At 50.4% G+C, this 23039-nt stretch carries 21 protein-coding genes and 2 pseudogenes; 14 read left to right on the top strand and 9 right to left on the bottom strand.

All coding sequences use genetic code 11. From position 1 onward, the window contains the following. Positions 1-158: 158 nt before the first annotated feature. On the top strand, positions 159-455 hold the full coding sequence (locus IEW70_RS18090) for a M57 family metalloprotease (RefSeq protein WP_268234833.1): 297 nt from the start codon (positions 159-161) through the stop codon (positions 453-455). Between the two features lie 26 nt (positions 456-481). Beyond that, positions 482-1078, top strand: coding sequence for a hypothetical protein (locus IEW70_RS07020; RefSeq protein WP_188647214.1), 597 nt, complete (start codon positions 482-484; stop codon positions 1076-1078). Between the two features lie 296 nt (positions 1079-1374). Here the strand turns inward: IEW70_RS07020 and IEW70_RS07015 are convergent, their stop codons facing one another. Together IEW70_RS07015 and sigK are read right to left on the bottom strand one after the other, a co-directional pair. After that, positions 1375-2277 carry an AEC family transporter gene (locus IEW70_RS07015; protein WP_188647213.1) on the bottom strand — a complete coding sequence of 301 codons (903 nt, stop codon included), beginning with the start codon at positions 2275-2277 and terminating at the stop codon, positions 1375-1377. Positions 2278-2613: 336 nt separating this feature from the next. Continuing rightward, positions 2614-3315 carry an RNA polymerase sporulation sigma factor SigK gene (sigK, locus tag IEW70_RS07010; RefSeq protein ID WP_188647212.1) on the bottom strand — a complete coding sequence of 234 codons (702 nt, stop codon included), beginning with the start codon at positions 3313-3315 and terminating at the stop codon, positions 2614-2616. A 411-nt stretch (positions 3316-3726) separates the two neighbouring features. Here sigK and IEW70_RS07005 point away from each other — a divergent pair. Beyond that, positions 3727-4577 (top strand): annotated as a pseudogene (locus IEW70_RS07005) (RNA-guided endonuclease TnpB family protein). A gap of 358 nt (positions 4578-4935) precedes the next feature. Here IEW70_RS07005 and IEW70_RS07000 read toward each other — a convergent pair. Next, positions 4936-5316 (bottom strand): hypothetical protein, encoded by a 381-nt coding sequence (locus IEW70_RS07000; RefSeq protein ID WP_308423139.1) that lies wholly within the window; start codon positions 5314-5316, stop codon positions 4936-4938. A 144-nt stretch (positions 5317-5460) separates the two neighbouring features. Between IEW70_RS07000 and IEW70_RS06995 the strand changes: the two genes are divergently transcribed. The 8 genes and pseudogenes from IEW70_RS06995 (at position 5461) to IEW70_RS06960 (ending at position 13477) form a co-directional block, all read left to right on the top strand. Beyond that, positions 5461-6285, top strand: a complete 825-nt coding sequence (locus IEW70_RS06995; RefSeq protein WP_188647211.1) for a phosphodiester glycosidase family protein — start codon at positions 5461-5463, stop codon at positions 6283-6285. A gap of 460 nt (positions 6286-6745) precedes the next feature. Further along, a complete protein-coding gene (locus IEW70_RS06990; RefSeq protein WP_188647210.1) occupies positions 6746-7552 on the top strand; it encodes a DeoR/GlpR family DNA-binding transcription regulator in 807 nt (268 codons plus the stop codon). Then, positions 7524-8750 (top strand): four-carbon acid sugar kinase family protein, encoded by a 1227-nt coding sequence (locus IEW70_RS06985; protein ID WP_188647209.1) that lies wholly within the window; start codon positions 7524-7526, stop codon positions 8748-8750. Before IEW70_RS06990 ends, IEW70_RS06985 begins: the two co-directional genes overlap by 29 nt. A 17-nt stretch (positions 8751-8767) precedes the next feature. Beyond that, on the top strand, positions 8768-9778 hold the full coding sequence (gene pdxA, locus IEW70_RS06980) for a 4-hydroxythreonine-4-phosphate dehydrogenase PdxA (RefSeq protein WP_188647208.1): 1011 nt from the start codon (positions 8768-8770) through the stop codon (positions 9776-9778). 76 nt (positions 9779-9854) lie between these two features. After that, positions 9855-11102 carry an MFS transporter gene (locus IEW70_RS06975; RefSeq protein WP_188647207.1) on the top strand — a complete coding sequence of 416 codons (1248 nt, stop codon included), beginning with the start codon at positions 9855-9857 and terminating at the stop codon, positions 11100-11102. 458 nt (positions 11103-11560) lie between these two features. Beyond that, positions 11561-12422 (top strand): annotated as a pseudogene (locus tag IEW70_RS18470) (DUF6454 family protein). A 298-nt stretch (positions 12423-12720) separates the two neighbouring features. Next, complete coding sequence (locus IEW70_RS06965; RefSeq protein ID WP_188647206.1) at positions 12721-12864, top strand: hypothetical protein; 144 nt, start codon at positions 12721-12723, stop codon at positions 12862-12864. 121 nt (positions 12865-12985) lie between these two features. Beyond that, positions 12986-13477, top strand: a complete 492-nt coding sequence (locus IEW70_RS06960; RefSeq protein WP_229751865.1) for a recombinase family protein — start codon at positions 12986-12988, stop codon at positions 13475-13477. 53 nt (positions 13478-13530) lie between these two features. Here the strand turns inward: IEW70_RS06960 and IEW70_RS06955 are convergent, their stop codons facing one another. Next, entirely contained in the window at positions 13531-14709 is a 1179-nt protein-coding gene (locus IEW70_RS06955) for an RNA-guided endonuclease InsQ/TnpB family protein (protein WP_188647205.1), read from the bottom strand. A 4-nt stretch (positions 14710-14713) separates the two neighbouring features. Further along, positions 14714-15133: an IS200/IS605 family transposase gene (tnpA, locus tag IEW70_RS06950; protein ID WP_188647204.1), complete on the bottom strand. Its 420-nt coding sequence runs from the start codon at positions 15131-15133 to the stop codon at positions 14714-14716. A 220-nt stretch (positions 15134-15353) separates the two neighbouring features. On the opposite strand from tnpA, the gene IEW70_RS18465 reads away from it, so the two are divergent. Then, positions 15354-15971: a recombinase family protein gene (locus IEW70_RS18465; RefSeq protein WP_373285928.1), complete on the top strand. Its 618-nt coding sequence runs from the start codon at positions 15354-15356 to the stop codon at positions 15969-15971. A 68-nt stretch (positions 15972-16039) separates the two neighbouring features. Next, positions 16040-16564, top strand: a complete 525-nt coding sequence (locus IEW70_RS06940; protein WP_188647202.1) for a hypothetical protein — start codon at positions 16040-16042, stop codon at positions 16562-16564. A gap of 28 nt (positions 16565-16592) precedes the next feature. Here IEW70_RS06940 and IEW70_RS06935 read toward each other — a convergent pair whose 3' ends face one another. Next, the gene (locus IEW70_RS06935; protein WP_188647201.1) at positions 16593-17573 is read right to left on the bottom strand and encodes a DMT family transporter; all 981 of its coding nucleotides are present in this window, start codon (positions 17571-17573) and stop codon (positions 16593-16595) included. A gap of 229 nt (positions 17574-17802) precedes the next feature. Between IEW70_RS06935 and IEW70_RS06930 the strand changes: the two genes are divergently transcribed. After that, the gene (locus IEW70_RS06930) at positions 17803-18681 is read left to right on the top strand and encodes a dimethylarginine dimethylaminohydrolase family protein (protein ID WP_188647200.1); all 879 of its coding nucleotides are present in this window, start codon (positions 17803-17805) and stop codon (positions 18679-18681) included. Between the two features lie 32 nt (positions 18682-18713). On the opposite strand, the gene IEW70_RS06925 is transcribed toward IEW70_RS06930, so the two are convergent. The 3 genes from IEW70_RS06925 to IEW70_RS06915 all read right to left on the bottom strand — a co-directional run bounded on the left by IEW70_RS06925 (position 18714) and on the right by IEW70_RS06915 (position 23013). Beyond that, positions 18714-19847: a glycerate kinase gene (locus IEW70_RS06925; protein ID WP_188647199.1), complete on the bottom strand. Its 1134-nt coding sequence runs from the start codon at positions 19845-19847 to the stop codon at positions 18714-18716. 348 nt (positions 19848-20195) lie between these two features. Further along, positions 20196-21545: a 4-aminobutyrate--2-oxoglutarate transaminase gene (gene gabT / locus IEW70_RS06920; protein ID WP_188647198.1), complete on the bottom strand. Its 1350-nt coding sequence runs from the start codon at positions 21543-21545 to the stop codon at positions 20196-20198. A gap of 22 nt (positions 21546-21567) precedes the next feature. Continuing rightward, a complete protein-coding gene (locus IEW70_RS06915; RefSeq protein WP_188647197.1) occupies positions 21568-23013 on the bottom strand; it encodes an NAD-dependent succinate-semialdehyde dehydrogenase in 1446 nt (481 codons plus the stop codon). Positions 23014-23039 lie beyond the last annotated feature (26 nt).

Below are 23039 nucleotides of genomic sequence, written 5' to 3'. Positions count from 1 at the left end.
AGGGACCCCCTCCTTGGGGAAAGTCTGATAATCACTGGAACAACATAAATGTATCAAACACATGTGTAGCGAAGATTGAGCCCCTATTGCGCAATCGTTAAAAAACAGTGGAATAATTCCATCGGAAGACGAACGTATAAGCAACTTCCTTTTCACGAATGCCGAATATCTCCGACCCTGACACGCAAATCCAACGACCAACAACAACCCGTCCTATCCTTATTTTTAAAATAAAAAATAATCAGAAAAAAGTCATCTCCATCAACACTTACTACACCGACAGTTATTCATCCACCAAGCGCAAAGGCGTGATCACCCACGAACTGGGTCATGCCCTGGGACTAGCTCATGAAGACCGACTGGGACCGGGAGGCGCCGTCATGTATTCCAATGACGGACGGACTGTCTACAGCCCGACTTCGGACGACATCAACGGCGTCAACGCCATTTACTGATTTCAATATAAAGGAGGATGCGTCCCATGATCCACATGACCAAAATGAAGATCTATCCATTGTTGATCGTCACGCTGACCGTGCTGCTGGCCGTCGGCGTATACGTCTCCTTCTTCGCCCCAAAGGAGATGGAACTGGGAGTCTCCGTCAACAAGACTTATACCGGTGTGGAGGACCTGAAACGGGATGCGGATCTGGTCGTGGAGGGAAAATCCCTGTCCAGGCAATCCCTTCTGAAACATGAAGGCATGCCCTTCACCCTCACTCCGTTCCAAGTCACCTCCGTGATGAAAGGAGATCGAACCGCCCGAACCATCACTATTCTGGAGACAGGGGGGTTCGATGAAACCCGCCACCTGACGGTGGAACACAACCAAGTGATGAACAAGGATCAGCATTACATCCTGTTCCTTCAGAAATACCAAGGTCCGGTGACGGATCAGGATGCCTACGTCATCATCGGGGCTTACCAGGGCAAATTCCAGGTTGACGGCCAACGGATCACACCGGCCCACGAAGTGTCCAAGGGACTGGCAGCCATTCAGAATTGCTGTCCAAAATTCACAATTAAAGACCTCATGCAACAACCCGGGGATGGACCCCGGGTTGCCTCGTCCACCTGACTTCACCCCGAAACGAGCTCCCGGCTCCGGTTCTATTCAGTCCAAGGGGAAAGGATATGGACATCTTTCGGATCACTGCAAAGCCTTTTCTCTTTTTTTCACCCCGCACCGCCTCTCGAGACCCAGCCGCTTTTTTTAGAAAGTTCTCTTTCCACCGGAGTCTGATCACTTCCTCTTCCAAACTGAGCAGCTGCTTTCCAGGGCCTCCCATATAAAAATCCCCTCCCCATGAACAGCAAGGGGCTTGCTTCTTACTGTCCACTGAAAGGGGAGAAGTGTATCACCGGGAAGGTCTTTTACATCAGCAGTGCCAGCAACACCGGCAACGTCAGGATACTCAAGTTGGTGCTAATCAAAGTAGCGCTGGACACAAAATCAGGTTCTGTCCGGAATTGAACCGCGTACAATGTCGTATTGGCCGCCGTGGGCATCGCCGCCATCAGGATCAGAATCTGCTTTAACAGCGGCTCCATCGGCAGAAACCAGGTGATGGCAAACGCGATGACCGGTGAAATGAGCATCCGTAAAGCAAGGGAATAGGACAACTTCTCCACAGACAGCGAGCGAATGGAGATCGTGGCCAACTGCATCCCCAAGATAATCATGATGGTCGGGATCGTGGCATCGGCGACCATATGGACCGCTTGCATCAAGGAAGGGGCCAACGGTACTTGGAACATGTGCAACAGCATGCCCGCCAAAGCGCCGTATACGATGGGCATCCGCTGAACCGCCCGCAACGCCGAGCGAACCCCGTCATGTTCCGGGCTCCCTTTGGCTGCATAGTATACCCCGACCGTACACATGATCAGCGCTTGAATAACCATCAGAAACACCGCATAGTGCAGCCCCTTTTCCCCGAAGACAAACAGTACCAACGGCGTACCGTAGTTTCCATTGTTCATAAAGACCGAAGCCAGTATCAATCCGCAGATCTCCGTCGTGGTATATCCCTTCCACCATCCGATCAGATAAACGATCCCGATCAGAGAGATACACAACAATGCGGAGTGAAGAATCATATACATATAAGTAGGTTCAAACTTCAGCTGGTAAAACGTTCGGAAAACCAATACCGGCGACATCAGATACATGGCCATGGTGGACAGGCTGCGAATATCGAACCCGATCCACTTCTGCCCGATAAACCCGATTGCAAAAATCATGAAGATGGGAAGCAAGATCGTCAGAAATTCCATCAGTCCGTCATCTTCTTTCTACAAAATCAATCCGATGAAGCATTCCATTCAATTCCTCGACATCCCAGGCAGCGTCTTTTTTTCCTATACCATTTTTACTGTAAAGCTGGAAAGTTACTGTTTTTCTTCAAGATGTCCCCCTTGCTCTTTCCCTTCTTCTAATGATGACAGTTTTTTCTTTTTCCGTAAAGTCGCCAGCAATATCAAATTCGTAGAGGTTTTCTTAGGAAGGAGAGCTTTACTCCATTATGTAGAGAATTAAAAAATGGTTCAGGACCTTCCTCTGTTAAAAAAGCCTCCCTACAAGGAGGCTGTAACCCTTTTCCATTTTATTTCTCACTGCGATCCCACCCGATAAAACTCATGAAACAACTTAATCAATGCACGCTTCTCAATTCGTGACACATAGGAACGGGAGATGCCCAATTCTTTGGCGATTTCCCGCTGGGTTTTCTCCTTACCTCCGGTTAGTCCAAAACGGGCCCGAATCACTTCCTGCTCCCGCTGATCAAGGATATGAAGGTGGTTGTAGATCTTTTTCTTCTCAATCTTCAACTGTACGGCCTCCACGATCTCGTCACGTTCTGTGCCTAATACATCGATGAGGGTGATTTCATTGCCCTCTTTATCTGTACCGATGGGGTCATGCAACGAAACATCTTTCCGTGCTTTCTTAAGAGAACGCAAATGCATCAAGATCTCGTTCTCGATACAACGTGCTGCATAAGTGGCCAGCTTGGTCCCTTTGTTCGGCTGATAGGACTCGATGGCTTTGATCAAACCGATCGTCCCGATGGAGATCAGGTCTTCGGTGTCTTCATTGGTGTTCTCAAATTTCTTGACGATGTGAGCAACGAGACGCAGGTTGTGCTCGATGAGGGCGTTTCTTGCTTTGGGATCCCCTTCTGCCATCTCTTTGAGGTACTTGGCTTCCTCCTCTTCTTTCAGCGGCTGTGGGAAGGCATTGTTCTTGATGTAGGCCACGAACAACATCGCTTCGCGAAACAACACTGCAATCGTCGAAAACAATCCGGGCACGCCACCGTCACCTCCGCTCCTGTTCCCGTCAAAAACAGGTGTTTTTAGCTTATGTGAAGGATGGAAGGCGTGTGCCTGTTCTATTTAAAGAAACAAGAAAAGGACAGGAAACACCCCCCTTTGACAGAATGAGTATCCCCGGCAATCGTACATGAAGACAGATCGGTTAATCGATGCAGTTTATCCATCATCGGTATCGATAGATGTTTTCAATGTTTCAAGGGATCGTTTCTGCTCTTCGGAATTATAAATAGCGAGCGGGAAAACCCAGCCTTTTTGGGTTGGGATGAAAGTGAGCGTCGGACAAGGGAGGGCTTGCCCCCTCTCAACCGTCCGACAATTTTTTCGCCCAAAGACTAGAACATACGTTCCTGTTGGGGTAAAACCAAGAGGACAAGGAGGTGAGTGCAGATCTACAAGGCGTATCGGTTTCGCATCTACCCGAACCGGAAACAAATTAGTCTCATCCATCGGTCCATCGGTTGCACACGGTTTGTGTTCAACCATTTTTTAAGCCAATGGAACGAAGCCTATGAACAAACGGGAAAAGGGCTGAGCTACGCGGCTTGCTCCCGAAAATTGACGAAATTAAAAAAAGAGTTGGAATGGTTGAAGGAACCGGATGCGACTTCGTTGCAGAATGCATTGAAGCATTTGGCGGATGCTTTTCAACGGTTTTTCAAGAAACAGAATCACCGCCCCCGGTTCAGGAGCAAAAAGCATCCGGTTCAGTCGTACACGTCCCAGTGGTGATTCCCAACCCAAAACATCACCGGAAGTACGAAAAACAGTTGATCCGTTGGCAACGGATTCTGTCCCGAAGACGAAAGGGCAGCCAAAACCGGAACAAAGCCCGATTAAAAGTGGCCCGGCTCTATGAGAAGATCCGCAACGGTCGGCAGGATTTCCTGCACAAGCTTTCGACTCGGCTCATCCGTGAAAACCAAACGGTATGCCTGGAAGATTTGCAAGTGCGGAATATGGTGAAGAACCGCCGGCTGGCCCGTGGCATTTCGGAGTCGGCGTGGTCCGAGTTCCGGTCCATGCTGGAATACAAAGCCCGCTGGTACGGGCGAAGGATCCGCCTCGTCGGGAAGACGTTCCCGTCCAGCCAGCTGTGTTCGCAATGCGGGTTCCGAAACAAAGAGGTGAAAAAGCTGAACGTGCGGGAGTGGACCTGTCCCGCATGCGGTATTCACCACGACCGGGATCTCAATGCGGCGAAAAACATCCTCAAGGAAGGATTAAAGCCCGCAGGATAACGTTTTAGGCCGTGGGACACACGGTGTCAGCTTGGGGACTATACGGCTAAAGCTGGCAGGAAGAACCAAGAATCCCACGTCTTCAGGCGTGGGAGTGTCAACCAATTCTTCTCCTTGCATACAATACAAGCCCTTTGGTGAAAATCAATCACGGGGTGGACCCTACACAGAGCCAGGGGGTAATGGGATGCAGGAGCTTTTCAGCATAGCCAATTTGGGCATGTTGCTTACGGTACGGAGGTACTGGATGGGGGGCAAGAAAAGTCGAATCGTAGAGGACAATCTCCGTCCTATCCAGAGCAAACGATTCCGGCAGATAAAGTGATCATTATTACTTTAAATAAAGGAGGTGGTGTCTTTACATTGCGCGATACTGGGATTGCTCCTGCCACGCAGCAGGGCCTGTAATTCGCAGCGTGTATTGTTTTGCGTTTTGTAAATGCCGTTCAGTGGAATCTTGCCAGCGGATAATGTTTATAATAAACGGTTGGTAAGAAGTAGGTGAAGCGTTCCTCATGACATTTAAACCGGCACGCACTCTACGATCTCTCTGCTCGGCGTTCTGTATGCAGGCGATGAGGGTTTTTATAATGGACGGTGCGTATTCTCCGTTTAGTAGCCTTTGTGCGGATCCTGCTGCTGTCACACGGTGATAAGAAGCCGGAACAAGATCCCTGTGCATTTCCGCATTTCCTTTTAAATCTCTCGTTTCGGGAATATGAAACAGCTGCGTACTCATGGAACAAACCATCTGTTCACTGTACAGGCTACGGTATATCTCGGTTGCAACAGGATGCCATATTTGATTTTGTGTCAATCCAATCACCTTCCCAAAAGATTTAAGCAATTGACCCTGTCATATTGTATGGTTGGATTGCTTATTTTGCTATCCAAACCTTTTGAGAATCTAGACGAGAGGCAGACCCATATTTCCCCGGACGGGGCTCACCGGGAGATGGACGGGGTCAACCGCAAACCCGGTTTGATCCGAGGATGCGGGGGCACCGGAGGGGATCAACCGACGGAACTTCCCAAACACGACTATACCTGCACCGACGAGAATGAACTCATCCAATTCACTCCGGCCTTCGGAAAGACCACCGAATCCGGCGCCGGTGTGGAAGCTGTACTGGATGAAAAGGGACAAGTCGTTGCTTTCCACGAATCACGCGGCAATACCATTCCGGAAAAAGGATCCGTGTTGTCGGCAACAGGGGATGCAGCGAACTGGCTTCGGGCCCATGCCAAACTCGGAAGCCGGATGAAAGTCGATTCGGAAGTCTATTCCAATGGCAGCCGCCTTCCCCTTAAACAACAAATGGGGATTATCAACGGCGGTCCCCGGTTGCTTCAACAAGGGAAAATCAAAATCACCGCATTCGCCGAAGGGTTCCATTGGAAAGAAAAACCCGAGTTTTTTTATAGTTTTGGGGTGATACGTCACCCCCGAACTTTGGCAGGTACGACGCCGGACGGAAAAATTCTTTTGGTCACAGTGGACGGTAGGAAGCCGGGTCACAGTGTAGGGGCAAGCTTTAAGGAAAGTGCGGAAATTATGAAAGCGTTGGGAGCATCCGAAGCTGTCAATTTGGACGGTGGCGGTTCCACGACCATGACAGTCCAGAAACAACTGGTCAACCGCCCCTCCGATGACACCGGAGAGCGTCCGGTTGGCGATGCGATATTACTCTTTTCTGATCAGAAATGAACGGTACAGTCAGCCACGCTGATCAAATGTCCTCCTTAAAGTAGACACAACAAAAAAGGGTGAGTAAATAGCCCCCATTTTGTAGACACACGTAACAACGAGTTGACGTCTGTTTCCACAGGCGTCAACTTGTTTCATTTTAATTGAATCCGCTGCTCGCTGTAGAACTGAATGCATCCTCCATTTGGATTACAGTGACCAAAGTTAATGTCATTCCACTTCGTCTTTCCGCCGGTTTATATTGGCAGGCCGCGGATTGCCAACCATACTGAATGGACTCGCCTTTACTGGGCGGACTCAGTCCGAAGGGTACAGGGTTATTGGAACCCTAACTAAATGGTTGACATGAATGAATAGTCCGTTTATATTGTAAATTAACATAAAGAAACATAAATTCACGATATCAAACAGAATATGTGTTACTTTTTCACATCTGCTTTGGATTAGGGGGCGTTGACCCATGTTGTCCGCCGAACGCAGGCAGAAAATCTTGCAGAAGATCGAACAGGAAGGCGTGTCGGAAATCAACCGTCTGGCCGAGCAATTCGGCGTTTCGGCGATGACGATCCGGCGCGATCTCGATTATCTAGAAGCCGAACAAAAGATTATCCGTACCCACGGCGGCGCCATGTTGCGTCAGGACAAACTACGCGAACATCCTTTCGGTTGGAAGGATGAACGGAATGTGGCTGAAAAGGAGGCGATTGCCCGGCTAGCGGTTTCCCTGATCGGGGAAGGACAAAGTGTCATTCTGGATGCAGGATCGACCACATTGCGCCTGGCTCGGGAATTGACACGGTTTCAAGATTTGTTTCTCGTGACCAACGATATCAAAATCGCATCCGAGATGGTGGATGTGCCAGGAATTCGGGTCTTGTTGACAGGAGGGGAACTAAAGCCGCAAATCTACAGTTTGGAAGGGCATTTCAGCGTGTCGATGTTGTCCCGGTTGCATGTGGACACGGCGTTTATCGGTTGTGACGCGTATGACGCGGAAAGAGGCGCGATGAGCAACAGTTTTTCCAAGGTGGCGATCAAACAGGCTATGCTGAACTGTGCCCGCCGACGTATCCTGTTGGCGGATACAAGCAAGTGCGGTCAACGGGCCCTGGCCACTTTTGCGGACTTGGATCAATTCCACGCGATCGTCACGGATCATCATATGCCTGTGGAGTTTCAGGAACAGTGCCAACAACGAGGGATCGAGGTGCTCATCGCCGAAAACGGGGGGAAAGTCCATGCGAAAACTCGTGGTGATCGCAGATGATATCACCGGCGGCAACGCCACTGGCGTGCTACTGGCCAAACAAGGATGGAGGGTGTTGTCCGTGCCGGATCACCGCGTCTCCATCACTTCTCCCTTCGAAAGGCATGATGCCGTCGTGTGGAACGCAGCCACTCGACTGCTTCCGGCGGAAGAGGCCGGATTGCGTGTTCGACGCATGGCGGAACATGTGATGAGTTACGACACCCACCCGCTATTGGCCAAGCGGATTGACAGCACTCTACGCGGTTCGATCGGCAGTGAGACGGAAGCCGTATTGCGTGTGATGCCGCCGGAGACGATCGCCGCCGTGGTCCCCGCTTTCCCCGAATCGGGACGAATCACCAGAGGGGGCGAACTATTCGTACACGGAAAACCCGTCCACCAAACCGAGGCCGGACGGGATCCTTTCACACCCGTACGGACTTCTCGAGTAGTTGACTGGATACAATCGCAGACGTCTCTGCCGGTGGGGTTGCTAGAGACGGGGAACACGCCCGCGGCGGATTTGCGCGCAGCACTCGACCGACTGATTGGTCTCGGCCACAAACTGATCGTGTGCGATGCCGCATCAGATGGGGAGATTGAGCAACTTGCCGAAGGTTGGGCCGGGTTGGATCGTCCAGTTCTGCCGGTGGACCCTGGTCCGTTCACGGCGGCCTATGCAGCGGCCAAAAACGCCGCAATCAAACGAATTTTACTGGTCTCTGGAAGTCTCGCGGAAACTGCCCGCAAACAGTTGGATTATCTACAGCAAGCCTTTCCCGTCGGGATGCTGACGGTGGATGCAGACCGCCTGACCCGTACGGACGGTGCTCAAGATTATATCGGGGAAGTGGTTCGCCGTGTGGAAAAACTGGCGGCACGGTTTCAAGTCGTCGGGTTGCGAACGGACGGGGTGCCGGCGACCGGGGGCGACGGGCGTACCGTATCTCAAGCAGTCGCCCGCTTAGTGATTGACTTACTTCATCGTTATTCGTTTGACGGGCTGTATTTGTCCGGCGGAGAAGTCGCGTTCACAACGCTTCAGGCTATGGAAGTGGAAGGTTTGCAGTTGAGAGGGGAGATTCTCCCACTGTGCGTGATGGCCAGACTGGTCGGGGGACCGTTTCAGGGCATGCACATGGTTACCAAGGGAGGATCCGTCGGAGATGTTGATGCTGTTTTGACCAGTGTGAAAGCGCTTTTACGACAGTGGTAAATGGAGGAGGAAAACAAATGGGGAAGAAACGGCCCATTTTGGGCATCACGATCGGAGATCCGGCGGGAATCGGGCCAGAAATCACTCTGAAAGCTTTACAGGAGAAGGAATTTTACGATGCGGCCAAACCCATCGTGATCGGATCCATCCCTGTATTGGAGAGGATGAAGGAACGAACCGGCAGTTGGTTGCAGTTTCATCGGGTTCGTCATGCTGCTGAAGGAGTATACACATACGGTACAGTGGATGTATTGGATCTGGACAATATTCAGATTGACGGCTTGCGGATGGGGGAAGTGCAAGCCACTTGCGGACAGGCGGCATACGAGTACATCCGCAAAGCGACCGAGTTGGCGCTGAAGGGAGAAATCGATGCCGTGGTAACAGCTCCGATCAACAAAGAAGCGCTGAAAGCAGCCGGCGTTCCGTACATCGGCCATACGGAAATGTTGGCCGATTTGACGAATGCAAAACAGGAGATGACGATGTTTTCGGTCGAAAACGTCAAAATATTCTTCCTTACCCGTCATCTGCCGCTCATGGAAGCCTGCCGGCGGATGAGAGATTCGGATTTTGTCCTGAACGGGATTCGCCGATCCTATGCATCCTTGTGCCAACTCACGGGCGGAACCCCCAAGCTGGCGGTTGCAGGGCTTAATCCCCACTCCGGTGAAGGAGGACTTCTGGGGACGGAAGAGATGGACGCGATACATCCAGCGGTGAAACGGGCGCAGGCCGAAGGAAAGGATGTCATCGGGCCCATTCCCGCCGATTCGGTGTTCCATTTTGCACGGAAAGGACAGTATGACGCCGTTTTATCCTTGTATCATGATCAAGGGCATATTGCGGCCAAAATGATCGACTTTGAAAAAACAGTCTCTATCACGCTGGGATTGCCAATATTACGAACCAGTGTCGATCACGGCACCGCTTTTGACATCGCTGGACACAACCTTGCCTCGCCGGTGTCGATGATGGAAGCGATTCGGGCTGCGGTCGCATACGCCGACCGATATCAAACCGTTTAAAAAAGGGGGGATATCCCCCCTCTTGCCACCCGTAACATGTAAGCGTTATCAATATCCGCGATCGGGAGGGATCATGATGTGCGTGTCAAAGTGGATACGAATTATTCCCGTTGCCTTTGTCATGTATATGTTGGCGTACATGGATCGGATCAATGTCGGTATCTTGTTGCCGGCCATGCAGAAAGACCTTCACCTGTCCGCTTCGGCAGCGGGTGAGATCGCCGGCATTTTTTTCTGGGGCTATATGATCCTGCAGATACCGGGTGGCATTCTGGCCACGCGTTGGTCGGCGAGAAAGCTGATCTTTATCCTAATGCTGTTATGGGGAATCGCATCGGTCGCCTGTGGTCTTGTACAAACGGAGGCGCAACTGAAATGGGTTCGCTTTTTGCTCGGCGTGGCCGAAGGAGGTGTATGGCCGGCTGTGCTAGTATTGTTGGCTTCCTGGTTCACCAACCGGGAACGGGCACGAGCTAATGCCGTATGGATGTCCTGTCTCCCGGTTTCGGCGATGTTGATGGCACCTTTATCCGGCATGTTATTGACATATTTCGATTGGCGAGCCGTCTTTATCATTGAAGGACTGCCTCCGCTGATCTGGGCTTTCGTTTGGTTGGCGGTGATTCAAGATCGTCCAACCGAAGCAAAATGGATGAAGGAAGACGAAAAGAAACAATTGCTGGAGACGTTGCGAAGGGAACAATTGCCGACCGAAGCGGTAGGTTACAGAGGTGCCCTGCTAAGTCCGTTGGTCTGGGGTTTGGTGTTGATGTACTTTTTCTGGATTACCGGTTTTTACGGATACACGATGTGGGTTCCGAGCGTGGTCGGCACGTTTGCGAAAGATCCCGCAGCCATGGGATGGTTGACGGCTATACCCTTCGCTTGTGCGTTGGTGGCCATGGTGGTTAACTCCCAATGGTCCGACCGACGGATGAATCGTATCCAGCATGTGGCGATTCCCTTGTTGATTGCTTCTATCGCAATGGTAGTAGGACAATGGGTGGAATCTCCCTTGTGGCAGATGGTCCTGTTGTCGATCACGGCCATGGGCGTGTACGCTCCCTATGGACCGCTGTGGGCAATCCCCACCGCCACGTTTCCCGCTTCCGTAGCCGGGGCAGCCATGGGTCTGCAAAATGCGGTCGGCAATTTGGGCGGTTACTTCGGTCCCAAATTCGTGGGGATGTTGAAAGACACGACCGGTCATTACCATGCGGGTTTTTATTTGCTGGCGGTTTCACTTATGCTTGCTGCCTTGATCACATGGATCATGGCACGGTCCTCCGCTCCCGGTCACCGGACCAAAGAGACGGCGATGTAGGTTTTCTGGGATAAAAGGACCTTTTGTGAAGATTATTTCCATATAATATCCAAAACCGCCTCTTCCCTGCTATACCAAGGGTTGGAGGCGGTTTTTCATAAGGTTTTAACAACATAACAAGATCCTTACCCCAAGAAGAGCGGGGCCATTTTTTATGTTTGGGGCCCACGCGGCTCGGAGACCTTGGCAAGACTCCTCCTATGTGCCGTATCGGAAACCATGAAGTTCTTTTGCATCGGCGAAACTTGGCTCAATGGTCTCCCTTGTGAAGGTAGGTCTTTTTCTTGTTACATCGATCCACTGATTGTGTTAATCAATCGAAGCCGAAGATATCATTCACCCATGCATTGTTTAATGATTGTTAAAACCCTCTTCATATTCATCTGGTAATGTATAAGCGATTCTCCTAAAATAAGGTAATATCGGACTGAAACATAGTATAAAGGAAGTGGGTCATTGTGCGAAAAATCGTATCCATAGTCGCTGCAATTCTTGTGATTGCTACCTTATCCACTACCATCGTTTTGGCACAATCGGACAACGCTACGTCGGAAGCACAAGGACTGTCCGATCGATTCCAACAACTATCCCGTGACACGAAGTGGGTACAAGAAGACAAGATTCCTCTCCAATTCGACGTCTATTATCCACAAGGTATGACCAAGATCGGAGATCTTTATTACATGTCCTCAGTGGAAATCCTCGAAAAGCCGGTAAAATATGAACAACCCCAAAACGGCTATGACCGTACCCCTGGAAAAGGCATCGGTCACCTGTTTGTCTTTGACAAGCAGGGTAAATTGGTGAAGGACATTCGTCTTGGTGAAGGAGACATATATCACCCGGGTGGGATTGCATTCGACGGTAAGTCCATTTGGGTGCCTGTCGCCGAACCCCGACAGTCAATCCATTGTCTACAAAGTGGATCCCAAGACGATGAAGGCAGAAAAAGCGTTCCATGTCGATGACCACATCGGCGGTCTAGTCGATCAAAATGGAAAAATCACGGGTGTTAGTTGGGGATCGCGCAAGTTTTATCAGTGGAATGAACAAGGCCAACAACTGCTTAAGAAAAACAACCCCAGTCACTTTATCGATTACCAGGATTGTGAAAATGTAGGTCAAGGTAAAATGGTCTGCAGTGGTATTTCTGAACTGCCCACCAGCGCAAACTCCAAACACTATGAGTTGGGCGGATTGGCTTTACTTGACTCTAAAACGCTGGATATGATTCACGAAGTACCTGTAACGGAGTTTTCCCACAAGGGCATGTCCTTACCTGTAATCCGGTGTTCTTGCAATCTTCCGGTCAAGGATTGAGACTTTATGCCGTACCGGATGACGATGACGCATCCTTGCTGGTATATGAATCGACCAACCGCTAACCCTGCATTTTAGGGTCAAAATACAGCTTTTCACTGGGTGATCCGTGTCACTATTCCATCCTTACACGGCCGGATCTGAAACATCAACGGCTCCTCATACGGGGAGCCACTTTCATAAAAAGTAGAAACCTTAGGCGTTCCGAATGGGACGCCTTTTTTTGTTGTCCATCGTCATAGGACAATTTTTTTCTTGAATAAAGTGAACCGAGGCATGTCAAAATGGGGGTGATGGGGTGAAACGACCCATTTTTCGTTATCGTCCCTATAAGTCGTTTTATGGTAAAGAACTATCCCATACAGAAAAGGAACACTTTGACAGAGTCCTCGATCTCATCATCGAAATGGCGATCAAACAGATGAATGAGGATGGCAAGTAGCCAGTCTTTTATTTATTTTCAGTCGTCCATTCGTGTTTATAATACGGACAAATTGTTATGAACACGGAGGTATCTCTATGACGATTGCTGTCTATGCTCGGGTGTCAACGGGGCTTCAGGCATGGAAGGTACGAGTTTAGACGGACAAATAGGACTATGTCAGAAGAAGATACATGAATTAGGGCTGGCAGGAGAAATTGAAGTGTATAAAGAAGCAGGGGTGTCCGGTGAAGACATCGATCAGCCAGAAATGAACCGACTGAGGGAAGATATTCAAAAGAAAAGCATCACTCACATTGTTTGTACTCATCCTGATCGTCTTAGCCGTAACCTAGTGGACAAACTTCTGGTATGTAAAGAAATTGACCAGAACGATGTGGAGCTATGGTTTGTAGACACAGAATACAAAGATACACCAGAAGGGCAATTGTTTTTTAATATGCAGTCCGCCATAGCTCAGTACGAGTTGTCTATGAATGAACCTCTCCCACTTGCGCTAACGCTAAGAAGTGGGAGTTTCTTACCATCAGAACTGAGAAACTCTCACGTATCGAAGGGTTTTCCTTCTATACTCGATCGAAGTGATCGGAAAGCTATCTCGATTCCTAAGTAAGCAACAGGTACGATGTGTACCCGGGTCGGAACAGACCATCTACTACTTCTCGCTTAGGCGATCCGTAGATACGTTTGCTTCGTGGAAACTTCGAGATGCCGAATTTCTCCATAGAGCGATTTGGCTAGAATATTTCTCGCTCCATGCGTGTCTCGATGTTCTTGGTATCCACAGGAGCAGCGGTAGTTTCTAAAAGAGACTTTCTTTCTCCTCTTGCAGACAGGACATGTCTGACTGGTATACGATTCATCGATTTCATGAAGGTGGATTCCCATCACGGCTAACTTGTATTGCAGGTACTTTTTTACTTTTCCAAATGACCAGTTGGACAGACGCTGTGCTTGTTTTCGCGTGGCTTTCTTTTTCTTTCGCGTCTTTCTCTGTACGCCTTCAGGGTTTCCCATGTGGACATCCGACACGGACTGTTTGACACACCAATCGACAAACTGCTTTGTCGTTTTATGGAGAGCATCTTGAAGTTGTTTCTCGGATTTGGAAAGCACATACCGTTTTGCTTTCTGATACTTTTTCCACTGACGCGAACCCTTTTTACACTTGGACTGAAGACGCTGAATCTGGCTCAACTTCTTGTTGCGGAGGCGGTGAATGGAGCGCACTTTACGACCGGTGATGATCAAAGCTTCTCCGCTTTCCGCGAAAGCGGCAATCGTGTGGATTTCACCGAGATCGACTCCTAAAGATTGTTTCTTCGCATAGGGTTGATTCTCTTTTCCATCTTCAAAGGCGACAGAGAGGTAAAGTCCGTGATCATAGCAAAGTTCGATTTCTTTGATTTTCCCCTGCGGTAGATTCTTGGTGTATACAACAATCGGTTTTTCCCGTTTTCCTCCGTGGATCCCCATCGATAGCTCAATCTTCCCATTGACATCAATCCTGAAACCATCTTTTGCCCATTTCGTATTATAATGGGCCTTGTTCTTGTAGGGATAACGAGCGGTTTTCATTCCTTTTTGGATCGCTTGGTGTGCAGAATCCCTGGCGAATAGGTACTTGTGACAAACCGCTTGAATCGATTGGCTATGTAGATGAAATCGTCCTTTGGTCGCTTTTTGTAATTCCGATTTGGAGATCCATTTTTGATGATCGAGATAATATTGTCTGGATAGTTGCAGACATTGGTTCCAAACCGCTGCTGATTCACGATTACAGGCAAAGAGACGATGGATATCGGATGGGGATGCACGGAAATGAACTTTTTTCGCCCGTAGCATGGTTTCACCTCGCTTTCTGTCCCTGTGATTCAATGTATTTTTTGATGATTTCCATGGGAGCTCCTCCTGTTGTCAATAAGCAGAAGCTTCTCGACCAGAAATATTCTTTCCATAACTTTTTTCGGATGTCTGGAAACTCTTTTTTCAACAAGCGGGAGGAAGCACTTTTATAGGCATTGATAAACTTCGACAATTCCAAATTCGGATGTCCTTTGAATAAGATATGGACATGATCTTGATCGTGATTCCATTCTTGTAGAGTGATATTGTACTTTGGTGCAATATACTCAAAGATTTCCTTCGCACGAATGGAAATCGGATCATCCAGTACCTTTTTTCGATATTTGATCACAAGGACTAAGTGATAGTACATCAAAAATACTGAATGATTATTGCTATCCAATTTTCTCTCTATATCAGCCATTTCATCACCTAATACTGATTATATATCAAGGTGAAGGTATAGGCGACAAATGATTTTGAGAACAAAAAATGGTCAGACTTGCGAGAGGGGCAACACCCCTCCCTCGTCTGACGCGTAATTCATCTCACCGCTTATAGAAGCGGGAGACTTCTTACGCAAGTATGTTAAAAAGAGGACAACCCGTGGTCGGATCAAGGCTGTTGAATCGAATCATAAGATTATGCCGATGAGAGTTTCTCCATATGGGTATGACTACAAGGACGGTCAACTGTTAATAAACGAAGAGGAAGCCAAGTACGTCCATCTCATTTATAACTGGTATATTTATGACAAATTGACGATACGAGAGATTGGAAACAGGCTATATCAGCTGGGAGCGAGGCCCAAACGCTCGAACACATGGAACCAAACTTCCATCAGCAGGATTTTGAGTTCTGAGATCTACATCGGCCGTTATTACTACAATCGAAGACAGAGGAAGAGAGTGCAAGGCGAGAAAACAGCGACAGGGAATAAGAAGTACATGTATTCCTTTCGTGATCCAGCGGATTGGATTTGTGTCAAGGTGCCGGCGATTATAGATGAGGCAACCTTTGAGTTGGCCGAAAAACAAAGGAATAAAAACAAAACGTATGCTGGTGGAAATCGAAAATACCCTTTTCTTCTAAGATCCATGATCAAATGTGCGAAATGTGGTCGCACATGGCAGTCAACAACATACTCGGGAAGAATGGACAAGATAACGGGAGAGCGGAAAAAGTACCTGCATTATCGTTGCCCGAACCAATATCCAAGAAAATATGGAAGTAATGTGGAACGATCCCATCGAAAAACATAAAGACGGAGCATCTGGATAACTATGTATGGGGTCTGATTGTCCATGTCCTTCGCGATCCTCAGAGTTTAGTGAAGCGAATCGAAGAGCAGAGCCAAGCAGACGAAACGCCCTACGGCAAATATATGGATTCCATTAAAAGTGCAATGGATAAGAAGAAGAAAGAAAAAGAGAAGGTAAAGATCATGTTTCGTCGAGATGTCATCAGTGAGGAAGAAATGATCCATGACATCCAAGAGATAGACAAGGAAGTCGAAAGGTACAAACAGGAGCTTGAAGTTTACGAAACACTTGAAGTCAAAAGGAGGCGGAAGGAGGAAGGGAAGGAACAAGCTCAAAACCTTCTCTCCACGGCGAAGGGCATCCTGGATAACCTAAGCGATCCTAACCAAGTTCCTTTTGAAGAACGGAAAAAGATGGTTAACCTTCTTGTAGAGAAAGTGATCATCGATTCAAACGAAGAAACAGGCGAATGTGAAGTTACGTGTGTCGGCCCGTTGGATGAATTGTTGGGCATAAAAAGGGGTATAGGATTGAGTACACATCGTCAAGATGATGTGAACACATACTTATATCAAAAAATCATTCTTTATTGAAAAATTAGAATTAAAAAATGTCCACCCTTCAACTGGAGCGGCTCACTTCCTTTTGGAAGGGCACCGCTTCCGGTCCCTTCCTGGCGCTTGCTCGGTTTCGTTCCAATAAGTAGATGCAAGCTATAATCAGGATGCACCCCATCCACTGGCTGCCTGACAAGCTTTCTTTAAAAAAGAGGGGGTCGAGTAACGTGACGGAAACAGGACCGACCGCACCAATCATCGATACACTCCCTGCACCGATTCGCTTGATGCCTTCCGCCAACAGGAAAAAGGGCAGCACCGTTGAGAAAATGGCAATCACCGTAATCCAGATATACACGTTCATATCGTATCGCGGAAAGGGAGTCCCCGTCCCTACGCGATAGCCTTCGAAACCGATGAGGGCAACAGTGGCCACTGTTTCGGAGAAAACCGTGAAGCGAATGCTCCCCACCCGATGGATCACCTGTTGGGACAGTAACAGGTATAAAGCAAACAGGAGAGAAGCAGCAATGATCAACGCTGACCCGTAACCGTTTGAACGAAATACAGCTGGATGAAAGCCTCCGATGGTTAGAAACACACCGGTCATCACCAGCAAAACCAGGAGACTTTCCATCCACGTCGCTCTGCGTTTACCGAGGGTGATCTCCGCCAAAAACACAAAAACCGGATAGCTAAACAATAAAATGCGCTCCAGAGAAACGGAGGTCGATTCGAGTCCGAATATATCCAACAACGGAGAGGCAAAAAAGCCTGCCAAGCCGGCGATCACAACGATAAAAAGATCTTTTGCCCCGGAACTCCCCGCCGATTGCAACCGGGAACGGCACAGCAAATAAACCATCCAAAGCAATGGCACCGCCAGTACCATTCTCCAAAAGACGATGTCGATCGGTGACACCCCGTCGTTCAGTAAACATTTCATAAACACTGCTTTGAGAGAGGTTAGTACCGCGCCTAAAACAGCCATGATGATTCCTGCCTGATACGTCCAACCTTCCGATGTATCGCTGATTCTTTTCACTCTTCTCATCTCCGCTCTTCTCAAACTGTACTCAAATATCTCAAAGCAGAAGAAATTCATCCGATTCATTTGGCGAGCCTACATGGTATGTTTGCAACGGTAGTAAGCACCGAGGAGGTATTGGAGGGGCTACCAGGCATTCAGACGGGGTATAGATGAGTATCATTCCAGTTATTTTAAAAGGGAAGAGGTATTGGCACCATCATCCCCAAAAAACGGAGGCCCCGTTATGATCCGAGACATCTGGACCCCCGCTGTCTGTTGGAGCGAATACGATCCGTTAAAAAGGGTGGTTCTCTGTCCACCCCACCATCTCCGCATCGACCAGGTAATCAATCAAGTGCAGGCCCGCTTCCGCGAAGAAGGGATCGACACCCGGCGGGCGGAAGAACAACACCATGCTCTGGTCGAAACCCTTCACCGGTTCGGCGTTGATGTTATCCTCCTGAACCCGGACCCTTCCTATCCCGACCAGGTTTTCACGCGGGACATCGGATTCACCCTTGGCCCTCGCCTCTTCGTATCGAAAATGGGCGAAGAAATCCGCCAAGGGGAAGAGCGCGCTCTGACGGAATGGTTGATCCGTTCCCACATCCCCTACCACCTGATCCGTTCCGGAAGCATCGAAGGCGGGGACGTGATGATCGACCAGGGGACGGTATGGGTCGGGGATAGTGGCCGCACTTCCCGGCAGGCGATGGAGGAATTGCGCCGGGAGCTGCCCGACATGGAAGTCATCAGCCTGCCCTTTCCGGCAAAATACCTTCATCTGGACTGCGTCCTCAATATCCTCTCCCCTGAGGAAGCCCTCATCTTTCCTCCGGCTTTCCGAAAGGAGGATCTCGAACGGCTCGCCGCCAGATACGATCTGATCCAAGTGGATGAAGAAGAGCAGTTTACCCTCGGAGCCAATATTCTCTCGCTCGGCAACCGGACCCTTTTGAGCCTGCCGGTCAACCCGCGCGTCAACAAAGCGATGCGACGCCGGGGATTGACCGTCATTGAGGTGGATCTATCGGAAATCATCAAATCGGGCGGGTCCTTCCGCTGCTGTACCTTGCCCCTGGTACGAGAAGCCGCAAGAGTGAAACGCATCCCCCTAATATAATCCTCGTCCAATGATGGGGCGTCCTGATGGTGTTAAGGAACAATTCTCATCCCCCTTCCCACTCGCTTCACTGCCGCTTCCAACAGCTCCGGACCACGTTCCATCGCTTCTTCCAGTGACATGGGTTCGTCCACAATGGGCTGAATCAGGGCAATTCCCACTTCTTCCGCTTCCACCAGTTCTGCTTCGACGCTGCCGCAAAATGCAATCACAGGGACACCTGCCCGTTTGGCGATGCGGGCAATACCGACGGGAACTTTACCGTAGAGGGATTGGCGGTCCATCCGGCCTTCCCCGGTGAGTACGAGATCCGCTGATCGAATACGGCTTTCCATATCGCCCAGTTCGGCGATCAGTGCAAATCCACTCTTCATGGTCACATCCAACAGGGAGAGTAGCGAAAAGCCGAACCCCCCGGCAGCTCCGCTTCCAGGCGTATTCCGGTAATCTTTTCCCGTTATTCGAACCACCTGTTCCGCATAGCGGGCCATTTCCTCTTCAAAGGCGTCCAGATCCTTTTCTTGAATCCCTTTCTGCGGTCCGAATACGCGGACAGCTCCTTCGGGTCCGAGCAACGGATTGGTCACATCGGAGGCGACAGTGATGGATACGTTCTTCAACCGCTCATCCAAGCCAGCAAGATCGATCTCAACGACCTTTCCCAAATCGCCACCCGAGGGAATCCATTCATTCCCCTCGTGATCCCGAAAGGAAGTACCTAATGCCGCAAAAAAACCGGTTCCCGCATCCACAGTGGCACTGCCGCCGAGACCCAGAATAACCTGTTCAGCCCCCCTGTCCAGAGCAGCCTTCAACAACTCTCCAGTGCCATATGTAGAGGTTCGACAGGGGTTTCGCTCCTCCGGCTGCAACAGCGGTAGACCCGACGCTGCCGCCGTTTCGATCACCGCCAGTTTCCGTTCCGGACAAAAACCAAAACAGGCTACGATATCCCGGTTCAGGGGATCTTTCACGGTCACCCGGATTTTTTCCCCGCCGATCATTGCCAGGATCGCATCCACCGTTCCTTCGCCGCCGTCCGCCATGGGGAGGGTTTCTATCTTTGCTTGTGGAAATACATTGCGAATCCCTCTTTTCATCGCTTCCGAAGCTTCCAAGCTCATCATGGAGCCTTTAAAAGAGTCCGGTGCGATAACGACGTTCATACTCCCTCTCCTTCCATCAACCGATGAAATCCGTTAACCCTATTCTAACAGCTTTAGGGAAAACACCTCCCCTCTTTTTCCAAAATATTAGATCCAAAACAGGCCTCCCCCTCTGTCAACCCCTAGCTGACTAGGGTCTGTCTGATCATTTGTTATAGGGGTCCGGTGTGGCCGTCTCCGATCTCTTGCAAAAAGCGCATAGCGAGACCAGGGAGCTGAGCGACCTTGGCGAGACTTGTACTCTGTGAGTGCAAAGGATCTTCGCCGATCACACCGACCTCCCCATCTATCGAAGAAGCTTGAATTACCAGACACGCCCTAGGCGTTACTTTTACTTAAAACGAGTGCTTATCCCAACAGTTCGTCCACCACTTCTTCGATCACATCCAGCGCTTCCTGCACTTGCTCATCGGTGATTACCAGCGGAGCCAGCGTACGGATGACGTTGCCATAGATGCCAGCGCCCATCAGGATCACTCCCCGCTGACCGCACTCCCGTATCATACGTCCGGCCAGCTCTTTATCCGGTTCCTTGGTGTCGGCATCTTTCACCGTTTCAAAGGCACACATCGCACCGACGCCGCGCACGCCGCCGATCTGGGGATACTTTTCCTGGAGACGGGAAAAACGGGCCAACACTTGTTCACCGATGGCTTGCGCTCGTTCCGGCAGCTTCTCTTCTTCCATCATGCGGATCACTTCCAAAGCGGCGACACAACCCAGCGGGCTTCCCCCGTAGGTGCCGCCGATCTCCCCGGGTGCTGCAGAATCCATAATCTCCGCCCGACCCGTGACGGCACTGATCGGGATGCCCGCTCCGAGAGACTTGGACATGGTCATAAGATCCGGCACCACATCGAAGTGTTCCATCGCAAAGAGTTTGCCCGTACGGCCAAACCCGGTTTGCACTTCGTCGGCGATAAAGAGGATGCCGTGCTCTTCACACAGCGCTTTGATCCCTTGGACAAAGGTTTTCGAGGGTGCGAGGAAACCACCTTCCCCTTGTACCGGCTCCATGATGACCGCAGCGATGGTTTCCGGTGCCACTTCTCCCAGGAGAAAGTCTTGGGCCTGGCGCAGCAGCTCCTGGTCCACCTCTTCCGGCGTCATCCCTTCCGGACGGCGATAGTAATAGGGGTAGGGCAGTTTATAGGTTTCCGGCGCAAAGGGGCCGAAGCCAAACTTGTAGGGTTTCACCTTGCTGGTGAGGGACATGGTCAACAGCGTCCGCCCGTGAAAACCCCGGTCGAAGGAGACAATCGCCGGGCGGCCGGTATATTTCCGAGCCAATTTGACGGCGTTTTCCACCGCTTCCGCCCCACTGTTAAGGAAGAAGGTTTTCTTTTCATGATCTCCGGGAGTGATCGCATTCAGCTTTTCCGCCAGTTGGATATACGGTTCGTACATCATACAGTTAAAGCCGGGATGGATATACCGGTCCAACTGTTGTTTCAATTCCTCTACCAAGTTGGCCGGACGGTGTCCAACGTTCAGTGTACCGATGGCACCGGCAAAATCGATAAAGGTGTTGCCGTCCACATCCGTGAGCAGAGCTCCCTCCCCTTTCTCTGCAAAAGTAGGGAGGTTGCAGGCAGGACCTTGCGGTACATTGGCCTGCCGCCGTTGCAAGAGTTCTTGTGCTTTGGGTCCAGGGATGGAAGTGTTCAGCTGAATATATTTGCGGTTAGTTTTTTGCATGGGTCGGTTCCTCCTCGTTTAATTATTTCAAACCCACAGAGACATACTTGGTTTCCAGGAACTCTTCGATACCGTATTTGCCGCCTTCCCGACCCAGACCGCTCTCTTTTACCCCGCCAAAGGGCGCTTGGGCAGTGGAAGGCATCCCGTCGTTCACACCAACGATGCCATATTCCAGGGCTTCCGACACCCGGATGGCCCGGGAAAGATCACGGGTATACAGATAGGCTGCTAGTCCATATGGGGTATCATTAGCCAGAGCAACCGCTTCGGCTTCTTCTTCAAATCCATGCAGGGGAAGCACCGGCCCGAAAGTTTCTTCTCGTTCCACCAGCATATCACTAGTCGTATCCAACAGGACCGTCGGTGCATAGAAGCAACCCTGATCCAACCCCCCTTCAGTGACACGGCGACCGCCGGTAAGAACCTTAGCCCCCTTCTCTTTGGCGTCGGCCACATGCCGCTCCACTTTTGCCAAGGCTTCCGGTTCGATGAGGGGGCCGATCTGCACATCCTCTTTCAATCCTTCGCCCACTTGGAGCTTCTCCGCTTCCCGGGCCAGAATCGCTGCAAATTCTCCCTTGACGCTGTTATGGACATACACCCGGTTGGTGCAGACACACGTTTGACCGGCGTTGCGGAATTTGCTGGCCAGCACTTCCTTGGCCGCCTTCACCAGATCAGCATCCTCAAATACCAGGAACGGAGCATGGCCGCCCAATTCGAGGCTGACCCGCTTCACTGTGTCCGCCGCTTTGCGCATCAGGAGCTTCCCTACTTCCGTGGAGCCGGTGAATGTGATTTTCCTCACCCTCCGATCTTCCAGCAAGGCATCCCCGATATCCGCCGCCCGTGTCCCTGTCACCAAGTTGACCACCCCGGCGGGAACACCTGCTTGATCCATGATTTCCATCAGCAAGGCAGCGGTCAGCGGTGTCTGTTCTGCGGGCTTGATTACCATGGTGCAGCCGGCAGCCAGTGCGGGTGCCACTTTCCGAGTAATCATGGCAGCAGGGAAATTCCAGGGAGTGATCGCCGCTGTCACGCCCACCGGCTGGCGCAGTACCCAGATCCGTTTATCCGGAGAGGATGCCGGTATCGTATCCCCGTAAATGCGCTTCGCTTCTTCGGCATACCATTTGAAGAAGTCAGCAGCGTACTGCACTTCTCCCCGTGCTTCCGCCAGCGGCTTCCCCTGTTCCATGGTCATCAAGCGGGCCATCTCTTCTTTTTGCTCCATCATGCCGTCGTACACCCGTTCCAAAATCGCGGCCCGTTCTCCGGCTACTTTTTGGGACCAAGCGGGAAAAGCCCGATGAGCGGCGTCCACTGCCCGCCGGGTATCTTCCGCTCCGGCATCAGCCACTTGCCCGACCTTCTCCCCATTGGCGGGGTTTAATACATCAAAGGATGCTCCATTATGGGCATTTTTCCATTTTCCATCGATATATAAGCCATATTGTTTCATAAGCTCTGATGTCCTTTCCTAACAGA

Origin of the sequence: Marinithermofilum abyssi, assembly GCF_014641195.1 — a bacterium.
GTDB lineage: Bacteria > Bacillota > Bacilli > Thermoactinomycetales > DSM-45169 > Marinithermofilum > Marinithermofilum abyssi.
Note: the sequence above shows the minus strand (reverse complement) of the source record. Positions and strands in the feature narration are given on the sequence as shown.

Bases quoted from the DNA above. Each gene is read 5' to 3' on its own strand.
- IEW70_RS06915 (WP_188647197.1), bottom strand. From the start codon at position 23,013: ATGAAACAATATGGCTTATATATCGATGGAAAATGGAAAAATGCCCAT.
- IEW70_RS06925 (WP_188647199.1), bottom strand. From the start codon at position 19,847: ATGAACGTCGTTATCGCACCGGACTCTTTTAAAGGCTCCATGATGAGC.
- IEW70_RS06990 (WP_188647210.1), top strand. From the start codon at position 6,746: ATGTTGTCCGCCGAACGCAGGCAGAAAATCTTGCAGAAGATCGAACAG.
- IEW70_RS07000 (WP_308423139.1), bottom strand. From the start codon at position 5,316: ATGAGTACGCAGCTGTTTCATATTCCCGAAACGAGAGATTTAAAAGGA.
- IEW70_RS18465 (WP_373285928.1), top strand. From the start codon at position 15,354: ATGCCGATGAGAGTTTCTCCATATGGGTATGACTACAAGGACGGTCAA.
- IEW70_RS06955 (WP_188647205.1), bottom strand. From the start codon at position 14,709: ATGCTACGGGCGAAAAAAGTTCATTTCCGTGCATCCCCATCCGATATC.
- IEW70_RS06960 (WP_229751865.1), top strand. From the start codon at position 12,986: ATGGAAGGTACGAGTTTAGACGGACAAATAGGACTATGTCAGAAGAAG.
- IEW70_RS18090 (WP_268234833.1), top strand. From the start codon at position 159: ATGCCGAATATCTCCGACCCTGACACGCAAATCCAACGACCAACAACA.
- gabT (WP_188647198.1), bottom strand. From the start codon at position 21,545: ATGCAAAAAACTAACCGCAAATATATTCAGCTGAACACTTCCATCCCT.
- IEW70_RS06975 (WP_188647207.1), top strand. From the start codon at position 9,855: ATGTGCGTGTCAAAGTGGATACGAATTATTCCCGTTGCCTTTGTCATG.
- IEW70_RS07015 (WP_188647213.1), bottom strand. From the start codon at position 2,277: ATGGAATTTCTGACGATCTTGCTTCCCATCTTCATGATTTTTGCAATC.
- IEW70_RS07020 (WP_188647214.1), top strand. From the start codon at position 482: ATGATCCACATGACCAAAATGAAGATCTATCCATTGTTGATCGTCACG.
- tnpA (WP_188647204.1), bottom strand. From the start codon at position 15,133: ATGGCTGATATAGAGAGAAAATTGGATAGCAATAATCATTCAGTATTT.
- IEW70_RS06985 (WP_188647209.1), top strand. From the start codon at position 7,524: ATGCGAAAACTCGTGGTGATCGCAGATGATATCACCGGCGGCAACGCC.
- IEW70_RS06930 (WP_188647200.1), top strand. From the start codon at position 17,803: ATGATCCGAGACATCTGGACCCCCGCTGTCTGTTGGAGCGAATACGAT.
- pdxA (WP_188647208.1), top strand. From the start codon at position 8,768: ATGGGGAAGAAACGGCCCATTTTGGGCATCACGATCGGAGATCCGGCG.